The sequence below is a fragment of the Arsenophonus sp. PmNCSU2021_1 genome (assembly GCF_036919435.1).
In the GTDB taxonomy this organism is placed as follows: domain Bacteria; phylum Pseudomonadota; class Gammaproteobacteria; order Enterobacterales; family Enterobacteriaceae; genus Arsenophonus; species Arsenophonus nilaparvatae.
This window is the reverse complement of the sequence record NZ_JAZHPL010000011.1, coordinates 274919-300378: the sequence shown is the minus strand read 5'-3', so window position 1 is coordinate 300378 and position 25460 is coordinate 274919. Positions and strand designations below refer to the sequence as shown.

The 25460-nt window shown below is 39.4% G+C and carries 30 protein-coding genes and 10 pseudogenes; 16 read left to right on the top strand and 24 right to left on the bottom strand.

Annotation, left to right across the window (positions count from 1 at the left end; all coding sequences use genetic code 11):
* The first annotated feature begins 20 nt into the window (after window positions 1–20).
* The 8 genes from V3224_RS27170 (at window position 21) to V3224_RS27135 (ending at window position 2982) form a co-directional block, all read left to right on the top strand.
* Window positions 21–551 carry a host-nuclease inhibitor Gam family protein gene (locus tag V3224_RS27170; RefSeq protein ID WP_334467744.1) on the top strand — a complete coding sequence of 177 codons (531 nt, stop codon included), beginning with the start codon at window positions 21–23 and terminating at the stop codon, window positions 549–551.
* A complete protein-coding gene (locus V3224_RS27165) occupies window positions 548–718 on the top strand; it encodes a hypothetical protein (RefSeq protein ID WP_334467745.1) in 171 nt (56 codons plus the stop codon). The genes V3224_RS27170 and V3224_RS27165 overlap by 4 nt, the downstream gene beginning before the upstream one ends.
* The gene (locus V3224_RS27160; protein WP_334467747.1) at window positions 715–957 is read left to right on the top strand and encodes a hypothetical protein; all 243 of its coding nucleotides are present in this window, start codon (window positions 715–717) and stop codon (window positions 955–957) included. The genes V3224_RS27165 and V3224_RS27160 overlap by 4 nt, the downstream gene beginning before the upstream one ends.
* Window positions 954–1583, top strand: coding sequence for a LysE family translocator (locus V3224_RS27155; RefSeq protein ID WP_334467749.1), 630 nt, complete (start codon window positions 954–956; stop codon window positions 1581–1583). The genes V3224_RS27160 and V3224_RS27155 overlap by 4 nt, the downstream gene beginning before the upstream one ends.
* A gap of 16 nt (window positions 1584–1599) precedes the next feature.
* Window positions 1600–1779 carry a hypothetical protein gene (locus V3224_RS27150; protein WP_334467751.1) on the top strand — a complete coding sequence of 60 codons (180 nt, stop codon included), beginning with the start codon at window positions 1600–1602 and terminating at the stop codon, window positions 1777–1779.
* Between the two features lie 137 nt (window positions 1780–1916).
* Complete coding sequence (locus V3224_RS27145) at window positions 1917–2339, top strand: gp16 family protein (RefSeq protein WP_334473588.1); 423 nt, start codon at window positions 1917–1919, stop codon at window positions 2337–2339.
* Window positions 2333–2701, top strand: coding sequence for a Mor transcription activator family protein (locus tag V3224_RS27140; protein ID WP_334473586.1), 369 nt, complete (start codon window positions 2333–2335; stop codon window positions 2699–2701). Before V3224_RS27145 ends, V3224_RS27140 begins: the two co-directional genes overlap by 7 nt.
* Window positions 2702–2742: 41 nt before the next feature.
* A complete protein-coding gene (locus V3224_RS27135) occupies window positions 2743–2982 on the top strand; it encodes a hypothetical protein (protein WP_290608934.1) in 240 nt (79 codons plus the stop codon).
* Between the two features lie 4 nt (window positions 2983–2986).
* Here V3224_RS27135 and V3224_RS27130 read toward each other — a convergent pair whose 3' ends face one another.
* Window positions 2987–3604 carry a DUF2441 domain-containing protein gene (locus V3224_RS27130; protein WP_334473582.1) on the bottom strand — a complete coding sequence of 206 codons (618 nt, stop codon included), beginning with the start codon at window positions 3602–3604 and terminating at the stop codon, window positions 2987–2989.
* A gap of 189 nt (window positions 3605–3793) precedes the next feature.
* Between V3224_RS27130 and V3224_RS27125 the strand changes: the two are divergent.
* The 3 genes and pseudogenes from V3224_RS27125 to V3224_RS27115 form a co-directional block, all read left to right on the top strand.
* A pseudogene (locus tag V3224_RS27125) lies at window positions 3794–4153 on the top strand (Sir2 family NAD-dependent protein deacetylase); the annotation flags it as partial.
* A gap of 107 nt (window positions 4154–4260) precedes the next feature.
* Window positions 4261–4987 (top strand): annotated as a pseudogene (pepT, locus tag V3224_RS27120) (tripeptide aminopeptidase PepT); the annotation flags it as partial.
* Between the two features lie 179 nt (window positions 4988–5166).
* A complete protein-coding gene (locus V3224_RS27115) occupies window positions 5167–5568 on the top strand; it encodes a hypothetical protein (protein ID WP_334473581.1) in 402 nt (133 codons plus the stop codon).
* Between the two features lie 216 nt (window positions 5569–5784).
* Here the strand turns inward: V3224_RS27115 and V3224_RS27110 are convergent, their stop codons facing one another.
* Both V3224_RS27110 and V3224_RS27105 read right to left on the bottom strand, forming a co-directional pair.
* The gene (locus V3224_RS27110) at window positions 5785–6912 is read right to left on the bottom strand and encodes a ribosomal protein uL16 3-hydroxylase (RefSeq protein WP_334473910.1); all 1128 of its coding nucleotides are present in this window, start codon (window positions 6910–6912) and stop codon (window positions 5785–5787) included.
* 59 nt (window positions 6913–6971) lie between these two features.
* A pseudogene (locus tag V3224_RS27105) lies at window positions 6972–7340 on the bottom strand (ATP-binding protein); the annotation flags it as partial.
* Between the two features lie 70 nt (window positions 7341–7410).
* On the opposite strand from V3224_RS27105, the pseudogene V3224_RS27100 reads away from it, so the two are divergent.
* A pseudogene (locus V3224_RS27100) lies at window positions 7411–7650 on the top strand (IS701 family transposase); the annotation flags it as partial.
* 197 nt (window positions 7651–7847) lie between these two features.
* Window positions 7848–8581 (top strand): annotated as a pseudogene (locus V3224_RS27095) (IS701 family transposase); the annotation flags it as partial.
* Here V3224_RS27095 and phoQ read toward each other — a convergent pair.
* The 8 genes and pseudogenes from phoQ to V3224_RS27055 all read right to left on the bottom strand — a co-directional run.
* Window positions 8571–9707: pseudogene (gene phoQ / locus V3224_RS27090) on the bottom strand (two-component system sensor histidine kinase PhoQ); the annotation flags it as partial. The pseudogenes V3224_RS27095 and phoQ overlap by 11 nt on opposite strands.
* Window positions 9694–10382 (bottom strand): annotated as a pseudogene (gene phoP, locus V3224_RS27085) (two-component system response regulator PhoP). The pseudogenes phoQ and phoP, both read right to left, overlap by 14 nt.
* A 175-nt stretch (window positions 10383–10557) precedes the next feature.
* The gene (purB, locus tag V3224_RS27080) at window positions 10558–11928 is read right to left on the bottom strand and encodes an adenylosuccinate lyase (protein ID WP_334473577.1); all 1371 of its coding nucleotides are present in this window, start codon (window positions 11926–11928) and stop codon (window positions 10558–10560) included.
* Between the two features lie 21 nt (window positions 11929–11949).
* On the bottom strand, window positions 11950–12576 hold the full coding sequence (gene hflD, locus V3224_RS27075) for a high frequency lysogenization protein HflD (protein ID WP_334473575.1): 627 nt from the start codon (window positions 12574–12576) through the stop codon (window positions 11950–11952).
* A complete protein-coding gene (mnmA, locus tag V3224_RS27070; RefSeq protein WP_334473572.1) occupies window positions 12573–13682 on the bottom strand; it encodes a tRNA 2-thiouridine(34) synthase MnmA in 1110 nt (369 codons plus the stop codon). The genes hflD and mnmA overlap by 4 nt, the downstream gene beginning before the upstream one ends.
* A 124-nt stretch (window positions 13683–13806) precedes the next feature.
* Window positions 13807–14220: an NUDIX hydrolase gene (locus V3224_RS27065; protein ID WP_334473570.1), complete on the bottom strand. Its 414-nt coding sequence runs from the start codon at window positions 14218–14220 to the stop codon at window positions 13807–13809.
* A pseudogene (locus V3224_RS27060) lies at window positions 14213–14551 on the bottom strand (23S rRNA pseudouridylate synthase); the annotation flags it as partial. The pseudogene V3224_RS27060 and the gene V3224_RS27065, both read right to left, overlap by 8 nt.
* A gap of 176 nt (window positions 14552–14727) precedes the next feature.
* Window positions 14728–14895 (bottom strand): hypothetical protein, encoded by a 168-nt coding sequence (locus tag V3224_RS27055; protein ID WP_442891104.1) that lies wholly within the window; start codon window positions 14893–14895, stop codon window positions 14728–14730.
* 259 nt (window positions 14896–15154) lie between these two features.
* On the opposite strand from V3224_RS27055, the gene icd reads away from it, so the two are divergent.
* Window positions 15155–16405 carry an NADP-dependent isocitrate dehydrogenase gene (gene icd / locus V3224_RS27050; RefSeq protein ID WP_334473568.1) on the top strand — a complete coding sequence of 417 codons (1251 nt, stop codon included), beginning with the start codon at window positions 15155–15157 and terminating at the stop codon, window positions 16403–16405.
* A gap of 451 nt (window positions 16406–16856) precedes the next feature.
* Here the strand turns inward: icd and V3224_RS27045 are convergent, their stop codons facing one another.
* The 5 genes from V3224_RS27045 to V3224_RS27025 all read right to left on the bottom strand — a co-directional run bounded on the left by V3224_RS27045 (window position 16857) and on the right by V3224_RS27025 (window position 20206).
* Window positions 16857–17996 carry a phage integrase Arm DNA-binding domain-containing protein gene (locus V3224_RS27045; protein ID WP_334473566.1) on the bottom strand — a complete coding sequence of 380 codons (1140 nt, stop codon included), beginning with the start codon at window positions 17994–17996 and terminating at the stop codon, window positions 16857–16859.
* The gene (locus V3224_RS27040; RefSeq protein ID WP_334473909.1) at window positions 17986–18207 is read right to left on the bottom strand and encodes an excisionase; all 222 of its coding nucleotides are present in this window, start codon (window positions 18205–18207) and stop codon (window positions 17986–17988) included. The genes V3224_RS27045 and V3224_RS27040 overlap by 11 nt, the downstream gene beginning before the upstream one ends.
* Before the next feature lie 464 nt (window positions 18208–18671).
* Complete coding sequence (locus tag V3224_RS27035; protein ID WP_334473565.1) at window positions 18672–18914, bottom strand: hypothetical protein; 243 nt, start codon at window positions 18912–18914, stop codon at window positions 18672–18674.
* Window positions 18915–19098: 184 nt separating this feature from the next.
* On the bottom strand, window positions 19099–19875 hold the full coding sequence (locus V3224_RS27030) for a KilA-N domain-containing protein (protein ID WP_334473564.1): 777 nt from the start codon (window positions 19873–19875) through the stop codon (window positions 19099–19101).
* Window positions 19876–19960: 85 nt separating this feature from the next.
* Window positions 19961–20206: a hypothetical protein gene (locus tag V3224_RS27025; protein WP_334473563.1), complete on the bottom strand. Its 246-nt coding sequence runs from the start codon at window positions 20204–20206 to the stop codon at window positions 19961–19963.
* A 241-nt stretch (window positions 20207–20447) separates the two neighbouring features.
* On the opposite strand from V3224_RS27025, the gene istA reads away from it, so the two are divergent.
* Window positions 20448–21488 (top strand): IS21 family transposase, encoded by a 1041-nt coding sequence (gene istA / locus V3224_RS27020; protein WP_334473561.1) that lies wholly within the window; start codon window positions 20448–20450, stop codon window positions 21486–21488.
* Window positions 21475–22236: an IS21-like element helper ATPase IstB gene (gene istB, locus V3224_RS27015; protein ID WP_334473559.1), complete on the top strand. Its 762-nt coding sequence runs from the start codon at window positions 21475–21477 to the stop codon at window positions 22234–22236. The genes istA and istB overlap by 14 nt, the downstream gene beginning before the upstream one ends.
* 29 nt (window positions 22237–22265) lie before the next feature.
* On the opposite strand, the gene V3224_RS27010 is transcribed toward istB, so the two are convergent.
* The 8 genes and pseudogenes from V3224_RS27010 to V3224_RS26975 all read right to left on the bottom strand — a co-directional run bounded on the left by V3224_RS27010 (window position 22266) and on the right by V3224_RS26975 (window position 25458).
* Entirely contained in the window at window positions 22266–22625 is a 360-nt protein-coding gene (locus V3224_RS27010) for a single-stranded DNA-binding protein (RefSeq protein WP_334473557.1), read from the bottom strand.
* Window positions 22577–23233 (bottom strand): lambda exonuclease family protein, encoded by a 657-nt coding sequence (locus V3224_RS27005; protein ID WP_334473555.1) that lies wholly within the window; start codon window positions 23231–23233, stop codon window positions 22577–22579. Before V3224_RS27005 ends, V3224_RS27010 begins: the two co-directional genes overlap by 49 nt.
* 163 nt (window positions 23234–23396) lie before the next feature.
* Window positions 23397–23651: pseudogene (locus tag V3224_RS27000) on the bottom strand (Sak single strand annealing protein); the annotation flags it as partial.
* A 152-nt stretch (window positions 23652–23803) separates the two neighbouring features.
* Complete coding sequence (locus V3224_RS26995) at window positions 23804–24052, bottom strand: Sak single strand annealing protein (RefSeq protein WP_334473553.1); 249 nt, start codon at window positions 24050–24052, stop codon at window positions 23804–23806.
* Window positions 24049–24297: a hypothetical protein gene (locus V3224_RS26990; RefSeq protein ID WP_334473551.1), complete on the bottom strand. Its 249-nt coding sequence runs from the start codon at window positions 24295–24297 to the stop codon at window positions 24049–24051. Before V3224_RS26990 ends, V3224_RS26995 begins: the two co-directional genes overlap by 4 nt.
* A gap of 271 nt (window positions 24298–24568) precedes the next feature.
* Window positions 24569–24883, bottom strand: coding sequence for a phage antirepressor KilAC domain-containing protein (locus tag V3224_RS26985; RefSeq protein ID WP_334473907.1), 315 nt, complete (start codon window positions 24881–24883; stop codon window positions 24569–24571).
* 98 nt (window positions 24884–24981) lie between these two features.
* Window positions 24982–25165, bottom strand: a pseudogene (locus tag V3224_RS26980) (Rha family transcriptional regulator); the annotation flags it as partial.
* Between the two features lie 161 nt (window positions 25166–25326).
* Window positions 25327–25458 carry a Rha family transcriptional regulator gene (locus V3224_RS26975; protein ID WP_442891099.1) on the bottom strand — a complete coding sequence of 44 codons (132 nt, stop codon included), beginning with the start codon at window positions 25456–25458 and terminating at the stop codon, window positions 25327–25329.
* Between the last annotated feature and the right edge of the window lie 2 nt (window positions 25459–25460).

The window sequence follows — 25460 nt, the reverse complement described above, 5'->3', positions numbered from 1 at the left end:
TTAATGAAAAGGTAAAAAAGATGGCAAAGAAAATAACGCGGCTTAAAGCCGCGGCGGGTGCCTGCACGCCGCAAACCCGTGAGCAGGTAATAAACGATATTAAAAATCTGGGCGATATCCAGCGGGAAATGACCCGACTGGAGACAGAGATTAATGATGAAATTGCGCGGTTAACCCATCAACATGCGGCTGATATTGAAGCCAGGAAAGCCCGCATCACCCTGTTGCAAAGAGGTATCCAGACCTGGTGCGAGGCCAACCGTGAGGCGCTTACCCAAAACGGCAAAACCAAAACCGCCAACCTGATAACCGGCGAGGTGTCATGGCGTAACCGCCCACCGTCCGTTTCGGTAAAAGGGGTGGATGATATCATTCAGGCGCTGGAAGAAAACGGACAGACCGACTGCATTATTCGCAAAGCACAGCTTGATAAAAATGCCCTGCTCAAAAATCAGGACACTATCCAGCGACTGAATATTCCCGGCATTACGTTTCGCAATCAGCTTGAGGATTTCATTATTACGCCCTTCGAGCAGGAGGTGACCTCATGAGCTATCAGGAAATAAAACCTCTGCGCCGCCAAATTGAAAGGCACATAAACCGCGCCATGCATCACCTGCAGGCAGACCATTCTGCCGCCGCGTATTGTGAATTTCAAAATGCCTTCGAGATATTGGCCGAACTCATCGTCGCCTTAGATAAGGAAAACACGTTATGACCATTACCTGCATCAGCTGCCATCAGGCAACGCGACGCCTGAATCCTACCCAGGCCGAGATCATCCAACAACCGGAAAGCGGCGAGTGGGGGATTGACCTGTTACTGACCTGTCCACACTGCGGACAGCGGTATAGCGCCTGGGTACTTAATTGGGATGTCGTGCCGCTAAAAGGTATCACGGCAAAGTCGCCATCAACACCACCCCATCATCAAACGCACGAGGTAAATAAACCATGAACCTTGACCTTTGGTTAGTTTTTTTAGGCGGTGCCTTGCTCAGTGCCGTATTACCCGGCGCTGGCGCTATCCTCACGCTTAACCATGCCTTCCAGCGGGGATGGTGCAAGACGCTACCGCTTATTGCCGGTCAGGCGACCGCATTAGGCTTGATGGTACCCATTGTGGCACTAGGCACGGAAGCGTTGCGCGCTTCAGCGACAGCCTGGCTGTTACTGAAAGGCATTAGCGTACTCTGGCTACTGTTTGCCGCCTACCGAACCTGGCGCGCACCAGTCATCATGGATGCTTACGATGTCGTGACATTGACCCGCTGTGCGCAACGGTTCTGCTGGGGTTTTCTGACCGATATCACCAACGCCAAAGCGCTCGCCTTCCTACTTGCCACACTACCGGTCTTTCTTAATCCGTCCCAATCGTTAGGGCCACAAATTACCCTTATGACTCTGACGATGGTAATGGTCGATGCGCTGATGATGACGCTTTACGCGCTCATTGCCGCCCGCTTGCGGCCTTATTTTCAATCGCCCGAAACCCGCAAACAACAAAACCGCCTGTTTGCCGGTTTCTTGGTGTTCATTGCGGTCAGCCTTTGTTTTATTGAACATCCGACCTTAATTCAGTGAAAGAGGATAAATTATCATGTGGATATTAATTTTAGCCCTATACGCCAGTCCCTATGCCGGTAATGCTTTTTCCACGCTGCATACACAGGCGTTTGACACGGCAACCGCCTGTCAACAGGCCGCCAAACAGTTCGCAGAAAAATTTGAAACCTTCAAGGATATGGATGCCAAGGCGATTTGCGTGAAGAAGTCATAGCGGAAAAGCGGCGTTTACTGCATTCAATTGTATAATAACGATATTCATTTTATAATCCTTCAAAACCCGAAGGATTATTTTTTTATTCATGGCATAAGGAATCCTGACCCCGACCACAACGATAAAGGACGCCTCCGATGACCCGACAAAAATACCTGCAGTTAATCCATATTGCCGCCCACCACCTCAAACTGGATGACACGACTTACCGCCAGATGCTGCACAGGCTAACGAGGAAAACATCAGCAAAAGCCCTGAATATCGGTCAACTGGCGCAAGTGTTAAACGCCCTAAAAGCCAAAGGTTTTCGTATCCAGCCGACTCAACCCACGACGAAAAAGCAGACCGACCGTCCGCAAATCCAGAAAATGCAGGCCCTGTGGCAGGCAATGGCCGATGAGGGCATTGTCCGGGATGCGTCAGCAAAAGCCCTGGCCCACTTTGTTAAACGGGAAACCGGCGGTGATTCGCCTTACTGGCTAGATAGCCAACAGGCCAGCCAGGTTATCGAGAAACTCAAGCAGTGGCAAAAACGCGTGGCAAGGACAACCTCATGCTAGAGCATACCTTTCGCAGTAAAGGGCCGGAGTTACTGGTTGAGCTGGCCGACCACACGGCGCAGATCGTCAGACAGATTATCGATGTTGACCCCGCTGTTGCCAGCCAGATAGGCGATGCCGTCGCCAGTCAAATGATGGCGGTATGGGGCGGGCAAAATGTCTATTTCCCGATGGGGCTGATGTGGAAAATAAACCAGCGCGACCGGGAGATATTTGCCGACTTCAATGGCCATAACCACCGCGCCCTGGCACGCAAGTACGAAGTCTCGCTACAGTGGATTTACTCGGTAGTCAAGCGCGTTAAGAAAGAAGAGCTGGCACGTATTCACGGCAATCTGTTTGAAGATAATCAGGCTGGATGATGATTTTTTATTTCACATTAATGAAACATTAGGACGGCATGATGGCTAATATGACACTACCCAAAAATAAATTTGATTACCTCTTTGGTATTAGAGTAGGAGAGAAAAATATAACCTATACGCTGAGTGTCAATGCTAGTGATCCCTGTGAAGCGATAAAAGATTTAAAGGGAGCACTGATATCTCTGGAAGAGAGGAAAAGCTATTTCGCTGAAGGCGAAAATAACACGGTGATGATCGGAAATGTGGCAGCAACATCACGATATAACGCCTGCAAGTAAGCTGTTATTCTGGTACCCGTTGTCCAATTAATACAGGCAGCGGGATCAGTATCTCGCAGAATGGTTCCCCCCCATCTTTATAAGGAACTGTTTCACCAGACCAATAAAGATGTGCTCGGCGATAAAGATCTAGCACAGGGCAATCACTTTTTACTAGTTCCATATCCCCACGGTGAACCGTTCTCTGTGTAATAACTTCATATATTGAAGCTTTTCTTATTTGATCATTCTCTTTTTCATCTGCCAGTAATTCTCTGAATTGTTTAGCCTCGCTGACTTGTTGACAAGCAAATAATGATTGATACCGCGACGGTTTCTCTGGGAAATGACTACGACGTACTAGTTCAAATACCAGGCCAATCATCAAGGCTTTGCTTGCATGGGTCAGGTTTCCCATCATGATGTTCGGGTTATAGAGATAGTTGTAACCGTGTTTCGACAAGCCTTCGGGATACATTTGATTGAGGAAATCAGCTTGTTCAGGTTGCTTAGGAGTATAATCACCTAGTCCAACTATACAAAACTCAGACACCCCACTCTCAAACAACCCATTAGCTGAATCCGCTGTATAATACTTTTGCATCCAGGAAAACCTTTTGTTAAATATGATGTGCAGCATCATTCTTTTGTTGCTGGGTCTTGGATTGTAATCCTAGCAGGGATATGATTTCAATAATCGGTCGATTTGAGTGATGATTCCTGTTTCACTATGTGTAACTTAATCACCCTGACTTGTACCAGATAGATCCAGTTTGTCCCAGGTAGATCCACATTTATCGCACGTATTCGTTTTAAATATCTCACGTCCTATCAATCAGGTCAGGTTATTGAATGGAAAGGAGATCTAACAACTGATGATCGTTGTCACTGTTGCCAATTTCCTCAACCTTTGCGTCCCCATATTGTCTGGTTTGGTGAAATGCCACTAGGTATGGAGGTGATTTATCAGGCTTTATTATCAGCGGATATTTTTGTCGCAATTGGTACATCGGGACATGTTTATCCTGCCGCTGGGTTTGTACATGAAGCTAAACTTGCTGGTGCACATACCGTTGAATTGAATCTTGAACCCAGTCAGGTTGAAAGCCAGTTTGATGAAAAACATTATGGTGCTGCCACAAAAATTGTTGAAAAATATATTAGCGGGCTACTTGCAGAGCTCAAAGTATGATTAAGTAATAATGCATTTTATTAATATATCTGCTAAAACTGATTTGACGCAATAATTGTCATTAATTCCTTTCGCATAATGCGGTATAGCTCATTGGGGGAAGAGAAATGGATAGGCTTTTAGAGCGTTTTATGGGAATATAGTGCGATTAATACTCAATCAAAGAGCTACACTAAATCTAAGCTCAGCAGTATAGGCCAGGCAAAATTAGCAAAGTTATTATTGACCGAACTGACAGAGCTAGGAGTTTCTACTAGCGAGTTGCTAGAAAACGGCTGTTTAATGGCGAAGCTGCCTGCCAATATTGAACATCCGGTTCCTGCGATTGGCTTTATTTCCCATCTTGACACTTCACCCGATTTTGTTGGTAAAAATGTTAAGCCACAACTGATTGAAAATTATCGTGGCGGCGATATCGCATTGGGTATTGGCAATGTGGTGTTATCGCCAGTAAGGTTTCCCATTTTGCATGAAATGATAGGTAAAACAATAATTACTGGTGATGGTAAAACGTTATTAGGGGCAGAAAATAAGGCAGGTATTGCTGAAATTATGACGGCGATAACTCATCTAATACAGCAAAATATTCCTCATGGTGACATTTATATTGTGTTTACACCCGATGCCAAAATAGGTCGCGGAGCAAATAACATCGATTTAAAAAAATTTAATGCTCAGTGGGCTTATAATTTGGTTGGTAGGGGGATTGGTGGGCTTGAATATGAAAATTTTAATATCGCGAATGTGAGGATAAAAATTATCGGTAAAGGGATGCTAAAGGAGAGTTCCAAGGAGGGTATGGTAAATGCTTTAACATTGGCTACCCGCATTCATACACGAGTTTCGCACAGGCATATAAAATTCTAGAAATGGCTTAAAAGCAATGATCAATCTGCAAGTTACTAAAACACATGAATTTTCTTAAATTACAATAAGTTGTATTTGATTTATAAGGTTTTATCTATTTATATATTATGCTGAATTAAACTTAAAAATAGAGCGTTTTTTTATTGGTGCGAAACTCGTGTCATAATCAGATCCCAAGCCAAGAAATAGCAACGTATTCAATAATGGATCAAGGTTTTTATCATCTGAGTTGTATTAAAGGCACAGTAGAAAAGACTGAAATGAATTATATTATTTGTGATTTTGATGAACAAAACTTCGCCAAACGTAAGCGAGCTATGTTCCAAATTGCGGTAGAACAGGGAAAAGATCTGCATCCTGATTGTTACATTGAATCGACGGTTGATGACATTTGTTACAACATGAATAAAGTGGTTTGCAAGTATCGACATGTTATTGATATTGCCAAGCAAGCAATGATTGACTGCAATATAAAACCTAATGTGCAACTGAATCGAGATATTACCCATGGGGAATTGTTAGCCGCTTTATGGCATACCTTGTCCTAATATTTTTACTGGCGGATATAATTTTCATAGTAAATATGAATTTATCTGTTTAGAAGGTATGTAGCAGGCAGTTGATGTGATTGTTCGCATTGTGGCATTAACGGTGCAATATGTTAAATTTGATCGAGTTGCTGCGAACCAATGATGATTAACCTGCAAAATAAAATTATCAACTAGTTAAGCCAACATGTTTTATTATATACAGGTTAAACAATTCTAATTGTTAAAATACCAATATCCATCATTAATTAGTTTAGTGACTAATTGCATGAAATCCTTGTCATTCAATGCGTTGCCTAGCATATCAGCGTGAATTTCCTGTTTTTCACAAAGTATATTAATAGCTGTTATGTTTAATTTAGGCGATATTAATTGTTCACCATTAACAAAGTATTGATCCGCAACATTCAGGGTACGTAAGCCATTAAGTTTGTAAAGGGTATTTCCTTGACAAAGAAGCTGGATAACTTGCTCAACAGTATAGGATGGCTCGGGTGGCGCGATATCTAACTCATGACGAGACTGAGAGATAAATGTGCCAAACCAATGGTTAAAAATATGTGGTTGAGCAAGCAATTGTTGCATTATATGTTGCATTTCAGTTAATTCTGTTGGCAAGATCATAGCAGGATTGTCACGTGTCGCTATATCTGGATCGCTATAATGATAATTACCTAAGTCATTAGCAATAAGATAATCGGCAAAACTACTAAATAATTCACGGCTAGTCGGTGATCTAAAACCGACTGAGTAATTAAGTGAAGTTTCAATGGAGTAGCCTTCATGGGGGAAGCCTGGTGGGATATAAAGGATATCGCCAGGCTCAAGTTGTTCATCAATAATGGCAGCAAAAGGCTCTACCTGGAGTAGATCTGGATGTGGACAATGCTGTTTTAGTGCAATTTTTTCACCTACTCGCCAATGACGGCGGCCAAGACCTTCAATAATAAAAACATCATATTGATCAATATGGGGGCCAACGCCACCTGCTGGAACAGAATAAGAAACCATTAAATCATCAATTCGCCAATCAGATAAAACACGAAAGGGCGCTATTAAAGCAGTCGATGGATAATGCCAATGGTTAACGGCTTGCACTAGCAGTGACCATCCTGTTTTAGCCAATTGATCATAGCTATCAAAAGGGCCATGAGTGACATTCCAACTTCCATCCTGGAAGCTAACTAATCGACTATCCACTTCATCTTCCATTGCTAATCCAGCTAGATCATTAGCTGAAATAGGATCAATAAAATTAGTAAATCCTTGTTTAATTAATAACGGCCTTTTTTGCCAATAATTTTTGATGAAATCTGGCCAATTGATGTTAAGTTGATAGTTAATTATTTTATTTTGCATATTTATTTTGTCAGATTAAAAATAAGAAAATGGTGTTAGTGCTATTAGCTATCTGTCATGGGCGATTGTTGTCTAAAAGTTACAACCACGCTTGCTCCACCTAATGGATTATGAGTAATAGCAATATCTCCGTCATATTGTTCAATAATTTCAGCTGCAATAGAGAGCCCTAAACCTTGTCCTGGCCGTAGAGTATCAACACGTTGACCGCGTAAAAAAATCAAATCTCGTTTATCTTCAGCAACACCAGGACCATCATCATCGACGATAATGGTTAATGAATTTTCAGTGCTACTAGCGCTAACTTCGACAAATTCAAGACAATATTTACAAGCATTTTCAATAATATTACCCATAATCTCCATAAAATCTATCGGTTGGCCTATCCAAGTGATTTCAGGCGAGACATCGAGACACGAGTTTCGCAATCTCCAAAAAAGAAGTATAAATTTAAAAACAAGAAAAAATCAGGGTGTTCATATTTTGTCGGGTTATCCATGTATTAAAGATATCTATAAAACATTCTTACAAGTAAGCAGTTTAAGATACTCTGGTTTAGCGTTATCAGAAGTAAGCCCATCGCCTTTATCTCATGACACTGTTAGCCGATGGCTAAAAAGTAGATGTTTTAGACCTAAAGACCTATGGCGATTAGTTGAACCTTCTATAGACAAAAAAAGCCCTTGCGTACTAATTGCCGATGATACATTGATTGCCAAAACACGTACACGAGTTTCGCACAGGCCTATAAAATTCTAGAAATGGCTTAAAAGTAATGATTAATCTGCAAGTTACTGAAATGCATAAATTTACTTAATTTACAATAAGTTATATTTAATTTATAAGGTTTTATCTATTTACATATTATGCTGAATTAAACTTAAAAATAGAGCGTTTTTTTATTGGTGCGAAACTCGTGACGTAGTAAAAAAATAGAGATGGTCCATTATCAATATTCAGGTAATGAACATGATGTTATTGCTGGCATAGGTTTAGTTAATTTGCTTTGGCATGATCTGACGAAGGTTGAATCAATTCCTATCAATTATCGTATTTATGATAAAGATTCTGATGGAAAAACAAAAAACACGCACTTTTCCGAAATGCTCACTCTTGCTAAAAAAAGAGGGATCATGCCAGAAGCCGTAGTGATGGATGCTTGGTATTCTAGCCTGGATAACCTGAAATCAATTCGCTCTCATGGTTGGATCTGGGTAACCACGCTGAGGAAAAATAGGATTGTTAACCATAACAAACAACTGAACAAGTTAGACATCTCAGAAGAAGGAACGTCAATACACTTGCGAGGATATGGTTGGGTAACCGTTTTCAAATTTACAGCCAAAAACGGCCGTATTGATTACATAGTAACAAACAAAGAGAATCCCACCCGTCAATACCTCAAATCTATCATGGATGCCCGTTGGTCTGTTGAAGTTTATCATCGAGAAGTTAAACAAAACTGTGGTATTGAACGCTGTCAGGCTCGCACGAGCCGAGCCAAAGAAATCATATTTTTCTCGCTATTTCTGCGTGGTTTGAACAACATAAACGTCGTATATCTGAAAAAATAACCCTTTATCAACAAAATTGGGACGTAATCAAAAGTGCTATTACTGAGCAAATCCCTGTTTTATTAGCGTACCCAAATTAGTTTTGTGCGAAACTCGTGCGAGAGTCAAATTGACGCCTTTTTGTTGATATACTTTGGTTAAGGCACTGCATAGATTATCTAATAAGGCAGAAACTGAAGAAATTTCTCGGATTGCGAAATGATCTTCACTATGTATGCTTGCACGATGCAAATAATAGCCTATTTGTTGTGAAATTCGGCCAATTTGTTCCAGCATGATAGGCTCGGCTTGTTCAATGGTCATTTGTTTGCTTGAGCGCAGAGAACGGAGGGTTGATTGTAATACCGCTAATGGGGTTTTTAGGCTGTGGCTTAAATCAGCAAGTGTAGTTCGATATTTGGTATAGCGTTTTTGTTCATTTACTAGTAACTTATTCAAGTTACGCACTAATCCGTTGAGCTCTAATGGCGGATTTTGATCCAGCGCTTCTCGCTCACCTTTTTCGATGCCACTTATTTGTGAACTTAATGATTCTATTGGGTATAAACTCCAGGAAGTTACTAGCCAAAGCATCGGAATAACCAGAATAAAATTGGCTAATATAACATAACCAAACCATTCCCAAACTAATCCAGTTTTCTGTAGATCTAAAGGTAAAGTATCTATTACAACAATAGTAAGTTGCGGCAGATTTTTAGTTGCCTGATAGTGGTTGACAGAAACTGAGTGAGTTAAAGAGGAATATTTATCTTTAATATCAGTCACTTTTTGCGCCGGTTTACTGCCGTTAGGTGAGACTTTAATTAATTCACGAGTGGTATTTAAATCGGTATCTAATTCGTACAATCCATCCTTTTTTAACCACTCTTTTTCGATGGCGTTTTCAATCGCAGGAATATGGCGTTGTCGCCACAAAATTTCACCTTGTTGATTATAAATTAAAATAAAGGCTGGGGCATTTAAGGTAAAATCAGTTGTGACATGGATATCTAACTTATTATTACGCCATTGCGCCAAGCTATAAAATAGATTACTTTGACTACGTAGTAAGGTATAGGTTGTTTTATCAAAACTAACTAAATAGCCAACGATTGCAACGACACTATATGAAAGTGTCAATGCTAATATTATCCCCGAAGTTGCGAGTAAAAAACGTGTTCGCAACGAAAAGGGTTTTTTGCGTTTTAAAAAATTAAATTGTATCATCTGAATGTTCTGCGTCAAAGCGATAACCTTGCCCACGAACGGTCACAATGACATCATTAGGCCACGCTTGCATAATTTTTTTCTTAATCGTCCCATTAAAACATCAATAGTATGGCTTTCGCGTAATTCTGCATCCGGATAAAGCTGGCGCATTAATGACTCTTTACTCACTACTTTACTATTATTACGCATTAAGGTTTCTAAAATAGTATATTCAAATGCGGTGAGTTTGATATTTTTATCTTTAATAGTGAATTCTTTACGTGACATATCAATAATAAAATCACCTAGTTGAAGTATTTGCGAAGCAAGTCCGCTGTTAGGGCGCATTAATGCTTGAACCCGTGCTAAAATCTCCTCCAGATGAAAAGGTTTTGTCACATAATCATCGGCACCACTATTTAAGGCAACCACTTTTTCTTGCCAGCGTTCACGAGCGGTTAATATTAGAATAGGCAATTTAATGTTGTCCTGCCGCCAACGCCTGATCATACTTAATCCATCTTCACCCGGTAATCCTAAGTCAACAATTGCAATATCGGGATTACCCTCTTGTAAAAAATAATCGGCTTCTTTAGCATCTCCTGCTGCATCAACTTGATGACCGGTCTCTTTTAACTGGACAGTTAGATGGTGACGTAAAAGCGCATTATCTTCTACAATTAATATCCGCATAACAACCTCAATTTCTGAATAAATCTACTAGAAAAAGTAGTAATAAATCCTATGTTAGAAGGATAGCTGGATGACGGCAAGATATTACTGAATGAAAAGAAAATAATTATGTGATTTAATTGGCTAATTAAACGAAAAAGTAGGGTGAGCAATCAATATTACTCACCTATTAATGTTATTTTAAATGGTCCACCAGATTGACTGAATAACCAATATAGTTGGCTGGCGTCATTGTTTTTAAACGATTTTTTTCTGCTTGTGGTAAATCTAAGCTATCAATAAATGCTTTGATGTCGCCTGCTGTAGCGCGTTTGCCGCGGGTTAAAGCTTTTAGTTTTTCATAAGGCTTTTCAATTCCATAACGGCGCATAATAGTTTGAATAGCTTCAGCCAGCACTTCCCAATTAGCATCTAATTCAGTTTGTAAATTCTGCTCATTAACTTCTAATTTACTCAAGCCTTTCAATGTCTCTTGATAGGCTACCAATGCATAACCAATACCGATCCCTAAATTACGTAATACCGTTGAATCAGTGAGATCACGTTGCCAACGTGAAATCGGTAACTTATTCGCCAGGTGATTTAATAAGGCATTGGCTAGTCCAAGATTACCTTCAGAATTTTCAAAATCAATCGGGTTAACTTTATGTGGCATGGTTGATGAACCAATTTCACCAGCGACAGTTTTTTGTCTGAAATGATTAAGGGCAATATAACCCCAGATATCTCGATCAAAATCGATCAAAATGGTATTAAAACGAGCAATACAATTAAAGAGTTCAGCAATATAGTCGTGGGGTTCAATTTGGGTTGTGAACGGATTCCATTTGATACCTAACGAAGTAACAAACTGTTCGCTAAACAGATGCCAGTTTATATCAGGATAAGCGGATAAATGGGCATTATAATTACCTACCGCACCATTAATTTTGCCTAAAATTTCGATTTGCTCAAGTTGCTGATATTGCCGCTCCATACGATAAGCCACATTAGCAAACTCTTTACCTATCGTCGTCGGCGTCGCGGGTTGACCATGGGTTCTTGATAGTAGCGGCAATGCGCGATAAAGACGCGCCATCTCTTTTAGGCTATTAATGATTTTTCGCCATTGAGGGAGAACCACTTGGTCACGGGCGATTTTTAGCATTAAGGCATGGGAAAGATTATTAATATCTTCAGAGGTACAGGCAAAATGAATAAATTCAGCCACTTTTTCAAGTTCAGGCATGGCTGCCATTTTTTCTTTTAGAAAATATTCAACCGCTTTTACATCATGGTTAGTTGTTTGTTCAATTTGTTTGATCTGAATGGCGTCATTTTCATTGAAGTTAGCGACAATTTGCTCAAGATAAGCCGTTGCTTCGGCACTAAATGCGGGTACTTCTTTAATGTCAGCACATGCTGCTAATTTTTGTAGCCAGCGTACCTCTACTTGTATACGATATTTCAGTAAACCAAATTCACTGAAAATTGGACGTAATAGACTGACTTTATCACTGTAGCGGCCATCAATTGGCGATACAGCAGTCAGTGAAGATAATTCCATTGGTAGTGACTCCCAAATTTATTAACAATGAGCAAGAATTTCTTTTGCTTGAGTGATCAAACGTTGTCGCGAAAACATTAATTGTAGGCGGCTTCCACCGACTTGTTGCCAGAGAACGGCACTACGAATGCCAGTAAAAAGTAATGCGCGTACTTTAGGTTGTATCGAGCTATTTAGCAGCATGTCGGGAGAACCTGTTACCTGAATACGTGGGCCAATAGGGCTAATAACATCTACATAAATTCCTGCCAGCGCATTAAAAATACCGCTGGACATAGGTTCAAAATAATTTTTTTGCTGTTGAAGTAATTCAATACGTCGTTTAAGTTCATCACTAGCCGATAGATTTTTTCTTAGTCGTCGTTCTAAGCCAATGAGACTTAATAAGTAGCGGGTTAAATCGGAGGAAAGCGTATTATTTGAAGCGGTAAGTATAGCAAGTAAAGTATTTAAACCAACACGAAGATTTGCCTCGCTATTGCCATAAACCGCTAATGTGGATGTTGGATTAATATTTAGGGTGCTATTAATCATTATTTCTGCCGTATTATCGTCAATTTTACCTTCATGAGCCAATTGTTGAACTAGACGACATGCTTGGCAGATACCCGCAAATGCAAGAGTAATATCATAAAAATTTTTGCTCACATTGACTCCTGAATACGTGTTTCAATGACGCCACCGCCTAAACAAATTTCACCTTGATAAAAAACTGCTGATTGGCCAGGTGTAACGGCTGCAATAGGGTAGTCAAATTGCACGGCGATTTTATTGTCACTAAGTGGCTTAATTGTGCAGGGGATATCTGGTTGTCGATAACGGGTTTTAACTGTATATTGATTGGCTTCGTTTAACGCTGGTGGATTAATCCAATGAATTTGTTGGACGATAAGTCCTGTGGACATCAAACGTGGGTGGTTATGGGCTTGGGCAACAATTAGCTGATTATTTTTAATATCTTTATCGACAACATACCACGGATCGTCGTTTGCTTCTTTTACACCACCAATACCTAATCCTTTACGTTGACCTAACGTATGATACATTAAACCTGTATGTTCACCTAAAATTTTGCCATCAACTGTTATAATTGTACCTGGTTTAGCTGGCAGATAGCGAGCGAGGAAGTCACGAAACTTTCGTTCACCAATAAAACAAATTCCTGTTGAGTCTTTCTTTTTGGCGGTAATTAAACTAACGTCCTCAGCGATACGGCGAACGGCTGATTTTTCCAGTTCACCGATTGGAAAAAGACTTTGTGCTAGTTGAGCTTGATCCAACGCATAAAGAAAATAGCTCTGATCTTTGTTGTTATCCAAACCACGCAATAATTGATGGCGACCATCAACAATTTTGCGTCGAGCGTAGTGGCCGGTGGCAATATAGTCTGCTGCCAGATCTTGCGCTGCGAATTCTAGAAATGCTTTAAATTTAATTTCTTTATTACATAGGATATCGGGATTCGGTGTGCGGCCAGCTTTATACTCAGCAAGAAAATGGGTAAAAACATTGTCCCAATATTCGGCGGAAAAATTAACGGTATGCAGTTCTATATCGAGTTTATCGCATACCGATTGCGCGTCGGCAAGATCGGTAGCTGCTGAGCAATACTCATCATTATCGTCTTCTTCCCAGTTTTTCATGAACAAACCGGCAACCTGATAACCTTGTTGTTTCAATAGGTAAGCGGATACGGATGAGTCAACGCCACCGGACATACCAACGATGACTTTTTTTAACTGGCTATCTGACATGAATAAATCTCATTGCGGGTAAACATAAACACAAATATTTTAACATGCAGTGGCAAGTTGCACCATAGTAGCATAAGGATTAATCTCTATTAGCCGGTGTGAAATTGATAAGGGTCGATTAATGTTAACGGAAAAATTCTCGACTGATAAAGCAGCGGATGCTTTCTGCTACTAAAGGCGAGCGCAGGCATGGACTGGATAATATTTCATCAGCAGTAAGCCATAAACATTGGTGGATATCATTATCTTGTGGGGAGGTTTTAGGCATCTCATCCAGTTCAATCAGAAAAAGAAACCGCAGGAAAGCACAGCCATCAGGGGCTATCCATTGATGGATTTTTATTAATTGCTGGGGAAGTGCATTAATACCGGTTTCCTCATATAGCTCGCGGCTCGCGGTAGCAAAAATAGTTTCGTTAGCTTCTAAATGTCCAGCTGGTTGATTCCAGACTGATTTATTATTAATAATTTCTTCTACAATTAAAAACTTACCTTTAACGTGAACGACGTTAGCAACCGTAACGTGTGGTTTAAACAAAATCGACCTCCTTCCACTCACCTGGCTGTAAGTTACCTAATTGAAAATTAGCCATACTATAGCGAATCAATCGTAAGGTTGGAAACCCTATGTTGGCGGTCATACGACGTATTTGTCGATTGCGGCCTTCTGATAAGGTAATTTTTAGCCAACAGGTTGGAATATTTTTTCTTGTGCGTATAGGAGGATGACGTGGCCAAAGCCAGTCGGGTTGAGCCACAAGTTCAGCTTTTGCTGGCTTGGTCATACCATCTTTTAATAGTAAACCGTGACAAAATTTTTGTAATGTGGTTGATTCCGGTATACCTTCAACTTGCACATAGTAAATTTTTTCCATTTCACGAGTTTCGCACCAATAAAAAAACGCTCTATTTTTAAGTTTAATTCAGCATAATATGTAAATAGATAAAACCTTATAAATTAAATATAACTTATTGTAAATTAAGTGAATTTATGCATTTCAGTAACTTGCAGATTAATCATTACTTTTAAGCCATTTCTAGAATTTTATAGGCCTGTGCGAAACTCGTGCATTTTATTGTTTGGTTGGGTCAATTTGGCTTGCAATTTGCCATCATTAGTGAGTATTAACAGACCCTCGCTATCTAAACGCCCAGCAGCATAGACATTGGTGATAGGAATATAATTACCAATTTGGTCAGTAAATTGTGACAATACATCGAACGGTTTTAAAGAGTAATATTTTACGTGAACTAATCATATATTTGACAAAATTTGCGCTATTTTTGTCATGATATTGTTTTGATTTGCTCTTTTTATGCTGCAGATTTGTCATAGCAATGATTAATAAAAAATGAGAGCCCTATTATACCTTAAATTAGCAAACATTGGCGTAGAAAAATTATTCAAGTACCATGCAATATTCTTACCATAAGTTAACAGGTATTGCGCTAAGATAATAAAGGAGAGATTGATGGAAAGCAAAGTAGTTGTTCCTCAACAAGGTGAAAAAATTACACTTGCAGCAGGTAAGCTTAATGTCCCTAATAATCCAATAATTCCTTATATTGAAGGGGATGGTATTGGTGCTGATATTACTCCGGTGATGTTAAAAGTGGTTGATGCAGCAGTAAAAAAAGCCTACCACGGTGATAAAAAGATTTCTTGGATGGAGATTTATACTGGTGAAAAATCAACTCAAATTTATGGTAAGGATGTATGGTTACCCGCTGAAACACTCGATTTGATCCAACAATATCATGTGTCTATTAAAGGGCCATTAACGACACCTGTTGGTGGCGGGATCCGTTCCTTAAATGTTGCTTTACGACAGCAACTCGATCTCTATATTTGTTTACGACCAGTGCGCTATTATCAAGGTACTCCTAGCCCAGTAAAACAGCCAGAATTGACTGATATGGTGATTTTTCGCGAAAATTCTGAAGATATTTATGCAGGTATTGAATGGAAAACAGGCAGCTCTGAGGCAGATAAAGTAATTAAATTTCTGCAAGATGAGATGGGAGTAAATAAAATTCGTTTTCCAACTAATTGTGGTATCGGTATCAAGCCCTGTTCAGAAGAAGGAACTAAGCGGCTAGTACGAGCAGCAATTGAGTATGCTATCCAAAATAATCGTAAATCGGTCACTTTAGTGCATAAAGGCAATATAATGAAATTCACTGAAGGTGCCTTTAAAGATTGGGGATACCAGTTAGTACAACAAGAATTTGGTGGTGAATTACTTGATGGTGGACCATGGATGAAAATTAAGCATCCAGAGACGGGTAAAGATATAATTATCAAAGACGTGATTGCTGATGCGTTTTTACAGCAAATTTTGTTGCGGCCAGCTGAATATGACGTTATTGCTTGTATGAACCTCAATGGCGATTATATTTCTGACGCATTAGCGGCCCAAGTTGGGGGAATTGGTATCGCCCCAGGCGCCAATATAGGCGATAGTTGTGCACTATTTGAAGCAACCCATGGAACAGCACCGAAATACGCAGGTCAAGATAAAGTCAATCCAGGCTCGATTATCCTGTCCGCTGAAATGATGTTACGCCATATGGGTTGGACAGAAGCCGCTGACTTAATTATTAAAGGCATGCAAGGGGCGATTGCTGCCAAAACCGTCACCTATGATTTTGAGCGTTTAATGCCAGGTGCTAAACTATTGAAATGCAGTGAGTTTGGTGATGCAGTGATCAATCATATGTGATTTTATGTTTTGCTTAATTGATAACGGGAACTTAATGGTTTCCGTTTTTTATTATTCACTTTGTAATGGTTATCAAAACTTTATCAAAATAATTTATCAAAACTAGCTAAAAATATTCAATTAAATAATAACTTTTATCCATTCTTTACCTCGATCATCATGGTATTTCACGAGTTTCGCACAGGCCTATAAAATTCTAGAAATGGCTTAAAAGTAATGATTAATCTGCAAGTTACTGAAATGCATAAATTCACTTAATTTACAATAAGTTATATTTAATTTATAAGGTTTTATCTATTTACATATTATGCTGACACGAGTTTCGCACAGGCCTATAAAATTCTAGAAATGACTTGAAAGTAATGATTAATCTGCAAGTTACTGAAATGCATAAATTCACTTAATTTATAATAAGTTATATTTAATTTATAAGGTTTTATCTATTTACATATTATGCTGAATTAAACTTAAAAATAGAGCGTTTTTTTATTGGTGCGAAACTCGTGTATTTATCAGTTTGTAATTGACTTTTGTGGCCTAGTAAATCTTTGGTGTTGATTCCTTGTTCTCTGTAAAGGCGCTCTGATAATGAACGTTGTTCATGAAATGTTGCGGGTGTTCCTTCTCTCCAATCAATATCAGTTTTATTTCTTGCTTTTTTAAAATTAGTGGTTAGGGTGTTGGGTTTTACTTTTTCGCCACGTTTGGCTTGTGACGTTGTATAAAAATAATGAATTAGATATGGACTAACTACATTATCACGGCAACGCTCTATTACTTCTCTTAGGGATATATTTATTGCTTCACATCGTAGAGAAAGTGGTATTGCCAATTTCGCGTTGGTTTTTTCCTGAATGACGTGCAAATCATTATCCCAAATATCGCTGAATTTCATTTTAGAAATATCACTCAAACGTTGACCAGTAACCAATGCTAGTAACATTGCGTTTCCCATGTAACGATGAGTCGCGTCAGCAATTTTAAAAATTTTTTTCCATTCATCCAAATTAAGCCGTTGTCTGGTTATTTTTCTTCTAGGTTGTTTTGTTGCTAACGCAGGATTATAACCAGGAGGAACTTCTCCTGCATGTTGTGCTTCCTTGAATACATCAATTAAAACAGAACGAATAACTTGAGCCATTCGATGTTGACCATTTATTTTATATTTATCTAATATCTGAGCGATATCTCTGGCATCGACTAACGTTAGTGGTTTTATCGATAATGCTTTTTGTATTAATTCAATGGGTTTTCTTTTTTGTTTGTAGGTGTTTAGCTTTATATCACCTTCTTTTAAACGTTCTTCTTGAATTTTCCAATATTTTTCTAACCAGGTGTTAACCGTAATCTCTTTTCCTTTAATACGCGCAATTCGGTCACTAATAGCTAAGATCTGTCGGCTACGTTGATCAGCAAACCGATTATTTCCTTCAATAGCAATTTGTTTTGCTTCAGCTTCATTACTACCAAGTGCATGATACTTTCCTGTTATTGGATGACGGTAACGCCAATAAATCTTGTTCGATTTACGACTGTATAATGGATACAAATTTGGAATACTAACATTATTTTTACGAGGTCTAGCAGCCATCATTTAAAATCCTTTGTAAGGTAGGGTTATCATTTTTATCAATAAATGGTTTTGTTAAATCTCCAACCAATTCTGCATCTTCCCTTACACGCCAAATGCCTCCTTCTTTTCGTGCTGGTGGATAAAAATGACCATTACGCGCATAACGTTGTAATGTACACGAGTTTCGCACAGGCCTATAAAATTCTAGAAATGGCTTGAAAGTAATGATTAATCTGCAAGTTACTGAAATGCATAAATTCACTTAATTTACAATAAGTTATATTTAATTTATAAGGTTTTATCTATTTACATATTATGCTGAATTAAACTTAAAAATAGAGCGTTTTTTTATTGGTGCGAAACTCGTGATGTATTTAGTTTTGGATGGTGACTTCTATATCGTTCATTAGCCCATTCTTCCAATGTTAACATTTGCATAGTTGTTTCCTCGTGCGTATTTTCATAAAAATAGAGTACTTGATTACATTCAAAAACTCACACTATTCTCAGGCGCTTCATTGCCCGACAAAAACAGATAGCCTAAGCACGAATGATTATCTTCGTGCTTTGTTAGGTTAGGGCATATGATTTGTGGGGAAGAGTATTAGGATTTATTTGCCGCGTCGTTTGATGCTTTGTTTTGATATTGCCAGGGTGGGTCTGCGAGTATCAGGTCATACTTCACTTCATCTCCTAAACATACCCGCTTTTATTTTTATGCAAGTCGTCTATTTTTTCTAACACAGTGATTTTATTACCGCCATTTCCGGTTAATGTTCCGTTTTCTCCGTTGGTATCAAATTGATATATCAATCCTTTGTTTGTTAATTTTTTCTCCCTCAATCTAATTATTTTCATCATTTCACCATGATAAATAACCTGCATCCCTGCTTTGACATGATGTAACGTTGTTCTGTATTCATGGGTGTTATTCATAGGATTTCTCCGGTTATTGATTAAATAAATGTAAGTTTTGATCAAAAAGTGATCATTTATGAATTATTTGTGGTAATATCATTGCCGTTGTGTGTTGGTTAACAGCAACATTTTCCCTGGTGTTGGCCAGCCTTGGGCTGGTCTTTTTTTGAGTGATGCGGAAATACCTAATAGCGGTCAATTTCTAGTGAATACGTTGGCTATTAGCAAATAACGATTTCAGATTGATACCGTATACCTGTAGCCATGATTCAGCAGGCCATGACTTAACCTGACCATAACGAATATCGGGTACTTCGGTTGCTTCCATCTGGTTCTCACGGCACCATCGACGAAGTGGAGCAAATTTATATTCTTTTCCTGTGGCGTTCTTTACTGCTGTGATGGTGGCATGTTTCACGCTTTCTCCTAATCGCTCTGTCAGTTCCCGATTTTTACGGGTGGCAACACTGAGTTTACTCATTGCAGAAGCTTCACGCGTCCGACTGATTTGTGATTTTGTTCTAATAGCTTCATCACGCTCACTACTTATTTTTTCCACTTGCTCGGTATAGCTAATTAGCATTTTTCGTAATTGTGAGGGGTTATCTAACCAATCTGTTGTTGGAGCGACAGGGGCTAATCTTCCTGTTTTGTGATCAAGGAAGGTTTGATTAACCATTAACCTGAATTTTGGCGAAATCCAACCTGCATATTCAATGGCTAACAGTTCATGAGCAAAAGTGCCTGGATTTATGCCGCCTTTTTGAACTTTGATTACTTCTTGACCTAAGGTGGAATTCTGCCTTAGCTCTTCAATTAACTCTTTGGCTTGTTTTGTCTCAAGCCATGTTTTAGGGCGTTTAGCATCTTTGCCACCACTGGCTTTATGTAACGCATTAAGGTTGAATCGGCCTTCTGAGTCTGTCGTGATTTCTACGCCCGCAATGATAGGGTAATGTTCATTTGTTAAATTTTGCATATAGTTATCCTTCAATATTAAAATTGATGAATGGGTATTAATTAAGTGGAATAGGTTAGGTGGGTAATGACTTCTTGTTTTGTAACTATTTCTTCAATGTGTCGAGAAATACCCGCAAATAGACCAAGAGTGCAGGGACTATCATAATGCCGATAACCACTAGCTCTTGTCCGCCTAAATGGATATTGCCTAATTCGCCACGTTTAAACCTGATTTGCGGGTCAATAACGGCATCGGCGTGCGCAATGTGACCAACTATCAATTCGAAAGCAAATGCCGCGCTGATAAACAATAATGTCGTGATTAATAATTTAATGATGTTAAGTTTCATAACTTAACCTCCGGTATAATTAGCGTCTAGAAAGGTATATCTTCGTCTTCAAAATCAGCTTGATGAATAGCGTTACTGTTCGGCTGGTTAGTGGTTGGTATACCCGTTCTACCTTGGCTTTCCTGCGGTTTCTTCTCTTTCCGGTTGCCCAATTGTCAGCGATCATGCAAAACTGATCCACTAACGATCATCTAAAACTGATCCACTTGGTATTATTCGTACATTTTTGTACGGGTAATTTATGTTAACCAAGGAGATATTTGTGGATATTCATGTTCGCGTTGCACAAGGACAAAGCCTTCGAAAAATTGCCCGTGAATTGGGCATTTCCCGTAACACCGTAAAACATCATTTACAACAGCAGGGAATGCCAACTTATGCTAAAAGAAGTAAACAACCGAGTAAACTGGCACCCTTTAAACCTTATTTGCTTCAGCGAATTGAATTGGCTAAACCTGATTGGATCCCTGCAACAGTCTTATTTGATGAGGTAGTTGAAAGAGGTTATCAAGGCGGTATTGCTCAATTACGCCGATTTGTTTGTCAATTTAAACCAAGCATCGTTCCCGAAGCTGTCGTCCGTTTTGAAACACAGCCAGGTCAACAAATGCAAATCGACTTCACCACCATCCGGCGAGGAAAACAACCCCTAAAAGCGTTTGTTGCAACGCTCGGCTACTCGCGTGCGAGTTATGTAAAATTCTTTGATAATGAGCGAGCAGAATCCTGGCAACAAGGTTTAAAAGACGCTTTCGACTATTTTGGTGGTGTACCACAGGAAGTATGGTGTGATAACGCAAAAGCTCTCATCATCGAACGGGATGCTTATGCAGAAGGTGAACATAAATTAAATGTCGAAATGCTTCAGATGTCGAAAGATTACGGATTTAAATTGAGTGCTTGTAAGCCCTACAGGGCAAAAACAAAAGGTAAAGTAGAGCGCTTTAACCACTACTTAAAAAACAGCTTTATCGTACCATTAAATACCGACCTTCGTGCTCATAATCTTGAACTGGACATGGAGATAGCCAATGCAAAAGTGGGGCCCTGGTTACAACGAGTCGCTCATCAGCGGATTCATGGAACAACGTTAGAGAAGCCAGCAGATAGATTAGCTAAGGAAATTAAGTATCTTCTTCCTTTGCCAACAAGGATTTGCCAATCTATCCCGCAGACTAATGCGCTTAATATCCGTATCGTACGGCCGCTTGAATCTGTCAATTTGCAACACTCAATCAGCGTATATGAAGCATTGCTGGGAGGTGAACATGTTATTGCATGAACAAATTGAACACCTGTGTGAGTCATTGAAATTAAATTCTGTTCCGACTCATTGGTCATCACTTGCCCAACAGTGCATTGCCCAAGACAAAAGCTACGGAGAGTTTTTATTGTCCCTATTAAAATGTGAGCAACAACAACGAGATGAACGAACTCGCCATCTCTTTAGTCGGATGGCAGGATTCCCAACGCACAAAGAACTTAGTTCGTTCGATTTTAAGTTTGCAACGGGTGTTCCTAAGCAACAAATACAAGAATTAAGTGCATTAACTTTTATTGAACGTAATGAAAATGTCGTGTTGGTTGGCCCAAGCGGTGTAGGCAAAACGCATTTAGCTATTGGATTAGGATTAAAAGCAGTACAGGCCAGGAAGAAAACTCGCTTTACAACAGCGGCTGAACTGATGTTGCAACTCTCAACTGCTAAACGACAAAATAAGCTCAAACAATATCTATCACGTTCGGTAATGGCCCCGAAGTTGTTGATCATAGATGAGATTGGATACCTGCCATTTGGGCGAGAGGAAGCAAACCTATTTTTCAATGTGATTGCCAAGCGTTATGAGCATGGCAGTGTCATATTGACGAGTAACTTATCATTTGGACAATGGCCTGGTGCTTTTGCTGATGACGCAACATTAACCGCCGCTATGCTTGATCGTTTACTTCATCATTCGCATGTACTGCAATTGAGCGGTGAAAGCTATCGATTGAAAGATAAGCGGCGATCAGGAGCAATAACCGAGTAAAACAGTGGATCAATTTTGATTGATCGTATTTAGCTAAAAAGTGGATCAGTTTTCGGTGATCGTTGACACCCCAATATTTCAACGTCATTGACTAAAAATTCGGGGGATATCCTTTGCTGACCGGATTTGTCTGTCCATTTATTTTCCTGATAGGCAGCAGTAATACGAACAAAAGTACCTTTTTGTGCATGATTATGGATATATTCGGCTATTTGCTTAAATGCCTTGCAGTTTATCCATTTTGTGTCATCAATCCATTGACCGTTGTTATCTTTCCTTGATTTACTGATAGCGATTGAGAATGCCGTGATGGGAATTTTATCTTGGGTATAGCGGATATCTAATTTACCGATGCGTCCGGTAAAGTGACACTGGTTCTGGTTTGCCATGGGGTCTCCACATATTGATTAATTTTATTGATTTCTGATTTCAGTTTTTCGATAAATACTTGAACGGCTTGTTCAATTTCGTTAACTAAATCATCATCCTTGAAAATTCGGATTTTATAGTAGGCAAGGTTAGGGGGGAGTCTGTCATCATAGCTGACAAAATCGCACCAGTTTCTCCTGGTGCACATCATTTGGCCGTGCATTTGTAACAGGTATTCGTATTTGGGTTTTCCTGTAGCAAGAGTTTCAATGTGGGTAGAGGTGTTGGGGCATTTGATTTCGATAAGTCCATCATCATTAACCAGACCGTCAGGACTGGCACCAAATAGCGCAATAGTCGGGTGGGGAATAAAGCCCACTTCGGTGACCGTGACATCAAACTCATTGAGGCAATATCGTGCTCTGGCTTTAGGTTCAAGGGCATTCCCCCGTTCAATAGCCTGATTAGTTTTAATTTCTTCTCGTCGTCCGGTAAGGGTTTCACAGATTAACTGCATGAGGTAGTTTCGTTGTGTTGTTCCCTTGCCTTTGGATAACACCTTGTGTAAATTGCTGGCGGTGACTTTCCCAAGTCTTGCCTGAAACCACTCGTCCGTTCTCTGCTTCATGATTAGCCTCATTTTTCATTGCAATGTTGCGATAAATAGCCATTTTATTTTCTTCGCCAATGATATCCGTCTCTTCTGGTTTTAATTGTAACCAATGGGATTTCATTGATTCAACACCGCCTTTTGCTGCTATTTCTAATTCCTTGATTAATTGATTGTAACGAGCCTTTTGTTGCGCTTCTTCTTTCTGCATCACAACTTTTTCTTGCTCAGGTAAATCTTCACCCGCATAGATATAAAATCCTAATCCAAACATCGAAATGGCTTTAGTGAGGCAGCGCATCAGCGCTTTGTTGATATCAACGGCGTTAGGATTGGAAATAGCCTGATTCCGGTAATCCATAACGGGTAACCACATTTTGCGGGGACATTCGTTATTACCCTGTTTGACGGTGAGGGTTACACGAGTTTCGCACAGGCGTATAAAATACTAGAAATGGCTTAAAATCGATGATTAATCTTCAAGTTACTAAAACACATAAATTTTATTAAATTACAATAAGTTGCTTTTGATTTATAAGATTCTGTCTATTTATATATTATGCTGGATTAAACTTAAAGATAGAGCGTTTATTTATTGGTGCGAAACTCGTGGGTTAATGACACCATGGCACTGCCATCATTGTTATAGCTAACGGCATCAATGACATAGTAGGATTCTGGGTAATGTGCCATTAATACGCCCCACGCCCACGCCCATGAGAGATAAGAAAGGCCACTTTTCTTTTCAACTTTATCGTTAACATTAATCGCCGACAGCGTTTCCCAAACCTGTTGTTGAAAACTGCTCTCTTTTTCGGTATGTTGTGTTTCGCTCATAGATATTTCCTCTTAGGCGCTCGAAGTGCTTTGTACTGATGGATGTTCTCATTTTTGAAATGGTTAAACAGCGCCTTCCAGATATCGTCAAAATCCTCATTACTGAGTTTTTTCATCACTGAGGAAGGTAGGCAGTCATAAACAGGCTGGACTAGTTCGCTGATTTCGTCGTCCAGCCTGTCCTCCCAATAAGCAATTTCTTGCTGTTGTTCGTACCAGTCATCTTGCATGGCGTAAGGGTTCATATCACTTCCTATCTTGCTAACAGTAAAACGAGGCTTGCCAATGCGATGATTAGCACGGTGGGGATGATTTTTATGGTGTCTTTTCTAACGAAGCTGTCACTATTTAGACGATAGCGAAGCTCCTGCTGTTTAAGCTGGTTCATATTGTTAACTCTTTATTGGTTTGAAAATTGAAAATAAACAATAGGTTCAGAGGCTACCCGATAATATCGGGGTGGTTAATTTGTGCGTAAATATTATTTACTTGCAGATGTGCTAGCGTGAATATTAATTAAGCTGCTATTTCTGGATTTAACAGTTTTGCTAATTTGGTAATTCCTTTAGGCGTGATGCGAACCTGTGTTTTTATTTCATTAATGCCATCAGTTCGGGTAATCGTTGTCACTTTATGCTCAATCAGTCCTTGTTGAATCTTCTGCTGATAACCAATCCAGTGGCTACCCAATCGTCTGTAAATCCATTTGCTCTCACTCAAAAAATCAAACAGGTCTTTGGGACGTATTTGTAATTGTTTAGCGGCATCAGTCACACACATAGCACCATCGGATTTAGCGATACGTTCCAAGGCTGCCACATCAGGTTTCATTTCTGCTATTTTATAAGCGAGTTCTTTGTTGTGTTTCTTTTCCTGTAATAAGTTTTCCAATACAGCAATTTCATCATCAGGATTAAATCCGAGTAATTTCTCTTGTTCTAGCTGTTGCCATCTGTCAACTAATCTTGCTGTAAATTCAGGGCAGAGTTGAGCAACCACAATGATGCTGTCTCGTTTTCCTTGCTCTCCCTCGAATAGGTAAACTGTTGTCGGGCGACCGGCGGTGGGCTTTTCCTCAATTTGAGGAGAAGTAATTACGTTCCGGATAATTAGCCACGAGTTTCGCACCAATAAAAAAACGCTCTATTTTTAAGTTTAATTCAGCATAATATATAAATAGATAAAACCTTATAAATCAAATACAACTTATTGTAATTTAAGAAAATTCATGTGTTTTAGTAACTTGCAGATTGATCATTGCTTTTAAGCCATTTCTAGAATTTTATATGCCTGTGCGAAACTCGTGTTAGCGTTTCGATAGTCCGTTTTACGTTGTCGTGGCGTTTGTTAACGAGTTCAGCAATTTCTAACGAAGTCATTTGAAGTTTACTAATGATTAAGTTCATGT